Raw genomic sequence first — 272 nt, 5'->3', positions numbered from 1 at the left:
GGCCAAGCTACGTCAGCTGGGCAATCAACGTAAGGCCAAGAACGCTGCTGTTCGCTCATCACGCAAAGCAATGAACATCGTTAAAAAGGCGGCTGTGGTCAATGCCAAAGCGTTTGATGACAAAGACAGCCCCGAAAAGATTTGGAAAAACATTGTTACCAAGGCTGGTAAAACCAAGGGTGTTGATAATGTCGTGATGAAGGTCGGCGTAAAAGGCGGCGCAAAAAATTATGGCACTAATGCAGACAACAGACGTGCGAACCGAATAGGAC

General features: G+C 47.8%; 1 pseudogene. It reads left to right on the top strand.

What is annotated here, in order from left to right:
* Positions 1-272 (top strand): annotated as a pseudogene (locus AAEY75_RS15170) (HK97-gp10 family putative phage morphogenesis protein); the annotation flags it as partial.

It is taken from the genome of Psychrobacter sp. TB55-MNA-CIBAN-0194 (assembly GCF_040309505.1).
In the GTDB taxonomy this organism is placed as follows: Bacteria; Pseudomonadota; Gammaproteobacteria; order Pseudomonadales; family Moraxellaceae; genus Psychrobacter; species Psychrobacter fozii.
Note: the sequence above shows the minus strand (reverse complement) of the source record. Positions and strands in the feature narration are given on the sequence as shown.